This window comes from Limosilactobacillus reuteri subsp. porcinus, from assembly GCF_036621895.1.
Lineage (GTDB): Bacteria > Bacillota > Bacilli > Lactobacillales > Lactobacillaceae > Limosilactobacillus > Limosilactobacillus reuteri_J.
This window is the reverse complement of record NZ_LN887357.1, coordinates 1-2,257: the sequence shown is the minus strand read 5'-3', so window position 1 is coordinate 2,257 and position 2,257 is coordinate 1. Positions and strand designations below refer to the sequence as shown.

Annotated in this window: 3 protein-coding genes; all 3 read right to left on the bottom strand. The window is 38.9% G+C overall.

The window, feature by feature from the left end:
• Positions 1-120 precede the first annotated feature (120 nt).
• A complete protein-coding gene (tnpC, locus tag AACL61_RS02515; protein WP_086120100.1) occupies positions 121-1,650 on the bottom strand; it encodes an IS66 family transposase in 1,530 nt (509 codons plus the stop codon).
• A gap of 66 nt (positions 1,651-1,716) precedes the next feature.
• The gene (tnpB, locus tag AACL61_RS02510; RefSeq protein ID WP_066036014.1) at positions 1,717-2,073 is read right to left on the bottom strand and encodes an IS66 family insertion sequence element accessory protein TnpB; all 357 of its coding nucleotides are present in this window, start codon (positions 2,071-2,073) and stop codon (positions 1,717-1,719) included.
• Positions 2,063-2,257: hypothetical protein (locus AACL61_RS02505; protein WP_231125369.1), on the bottom strand; the 195-nt coding region annotated here is incomplete at its 5' end. The genes tnpB and AACL61_RS02505, both read right to left, overlap by 11 nt.

The following is a 2,257-nucleotide window of genomic DNA, read 5'->3' as shown; positions in this document are numbered from 1 at the left end:
TATTGTACTGGTGTTAAGCTGTCTAATTTTTCTTGATAACGGTAAGCAGTCCATATTGACACGTTATTGACAGACAAAAAATCCCCGTAGAACCGTCCTTGATGGCTTCACGGGGATTTTCTATTCTCGACATTCTTCTTGTACGTTTTTTGACCACGGCAAAAAAGCTGCCAGATCTTGACAATTGCTCTCTGGTAGGTGATCAAACAAGTATTCTAAGTACCGCTGGACGTTAAGCTGGTTTAGTTTAGCTGTCTCTACTAAGCTATAGTAGACGGCGTTCGCCTTGGCACCTTCTTCGGTTTTTGCGAATAGACAATTCTTTCGAATTAGTGTTGATGGCCGAATACTTTGCTCAACTGAATTGTTGCTTAACGGTAATTGTCCATTTTCAAATACACGATACACTCGTGATTTTAACTGGATGGCGTTCTGAATTGCCTTACGCAACTGTCCAATCGGCTGGCTAATCTGGCTAATGTAATTGTAAAATTTATCCATTAGCGGTTTGACATGGATTTGCCGCTGCACTAACTTCTCATTGGCCGTTTGATAACTCAACTGGTTTTCCGAATGGAAAACCTGACTAAGAAGAGTTATTGCTTGTTGCGCTTTGGACGCCTTCATTGTTTTTGGCAGTGCTTTGACCAATTTGACAAATTCTCGTCGAATATGCACTAAGCACGAACCAAATTTTGCTTGCGGATAGAGTTGATTACTATACCCTTTATACCCATCGCACATGATAATACCCGGATAATTATTACCGACTATTTGTCCAATGATTCTACCAGAACGCGTACTGGCATGATGAAAGACTACAACCGGATGTTGGGCAAACTCTTTCGTTGTCCGCGTTACCCAGAAATAGTCTTGGGATTTAGGACTATCAACGACTTTAAAAGGTGTTTCATCCATATGAATGACTGGTTCTTGTCTAACTGTATTGCTTAAATACTGATACAACGGCTCTAAGTACGTTTGACTAACTTTAATAATATTCGAGGCCATTTGCTTGGCGCTAACAGGTAATCCCAACCCTTGTACAAAGCTTTCTTGCCGATGGAAAGGCAACGCCAGATTAAATTTTAAATAGGCGATAAATGCCATAATACTGCTTGAAAAGTAACTATGTGGTAATAAAGCCATTGGTGCCTTACTAGTTACCAATTTATCATTTCCATCTTGACTACAGTGTTTACACTTATAGCTTTCCTCATATAAGTTGGCACAATACAATTCAGGCTCTTTTAGTCTAGCTTCCCGTCGTGCCAACCTCTTTCCAATGTGAGCCATTTCGTGCTGACAATCTGGACAGGTGGTCGTTTTTAAAGAAACAACTTCCTCGACTTGAGGAAGTTGGTCTAAAAACTCTTGACGAGTTAGCTGTTTCTTCGCTGGTCGATGACGTACGATCTTAGTCGTTGTTGTTTTAACTACTTCAGTAATCTCTTGATCCAAGTTCAGATCATCAACTGGATCAAACAGTGATAATTGTCCATCAGCTACCTGCTCTAAAACTTCAGTTTTTTTTCCAAAAATTATTTCCTGTAGTTGCTTAATCGTAATTGCTTGTTGTTCAAGTTGTTCTTGAGCTTTCTTCAACTGCGCACGTAGTGCTTCGTTTTCTTTCTTTAATGACTCAGCCATTGTACGTCACCTCCAATCTAATAAACTTTTGTTATTATATCAGAGCTAAAACAGTTTAAAAAGAGCTTAGTATAGATTTCCTGGTTTAATTGTATGAATACGTCGCTCGGGAAATGGGGATAGACCTGTAAATAAGGCATTTAGTTGCTCTGGCTTTAGTTCTTTAACTTCACTTTTGTTCTTAGGCCATCTTAAACTACCATTTTCATATCTTTTATATAGCAGAATGAAACCTTCATCATCCCAATAAAGGGCTTTGAACCGATCATTGCGACTACCACAAAATAAAAAGAGCGAATTATTATATAAATCCAATCCAAAGTTTTCCGCAACTACCATCGCTAAACCGTCAATTCCTTTACGGAGATCTGTCTTACCACAAACAAGGTAAACATGCTCCGGTGCCTGCCAATTAATGAGCATAACGAATAACCACTTTAGCTATATCAGTCGCAAGACTGGGATTAGCTCCCTTAAAGATCGTTAATTCAATGTTATCAGCTTGTAGTTTTGCGGCGGGTCGAGGAATAAATTCTTCCTTATTAACTACTGAATTCTTGGTCTTAAAAATTGGTGCTACAATATCGTGTTTTCCTTCCATAGAAAA

Excerpts from the sequence above, each read along its gene's own strand:
- tnpC (WP_086120100.1), bottom strand. The coding sequence starts at position 1,650 with ATGGCTGAGTCATTAAAGAAAGAAAACGAAGCACTACGTGCGCAGTTG.
- tnpB (WP_066036014.1), bottom strand. The coding sequence starts at position 2,073 with ATGCTCATTAATTGGCAGGCACCGGAGCATGTTTACCTTGTTTGTGGT.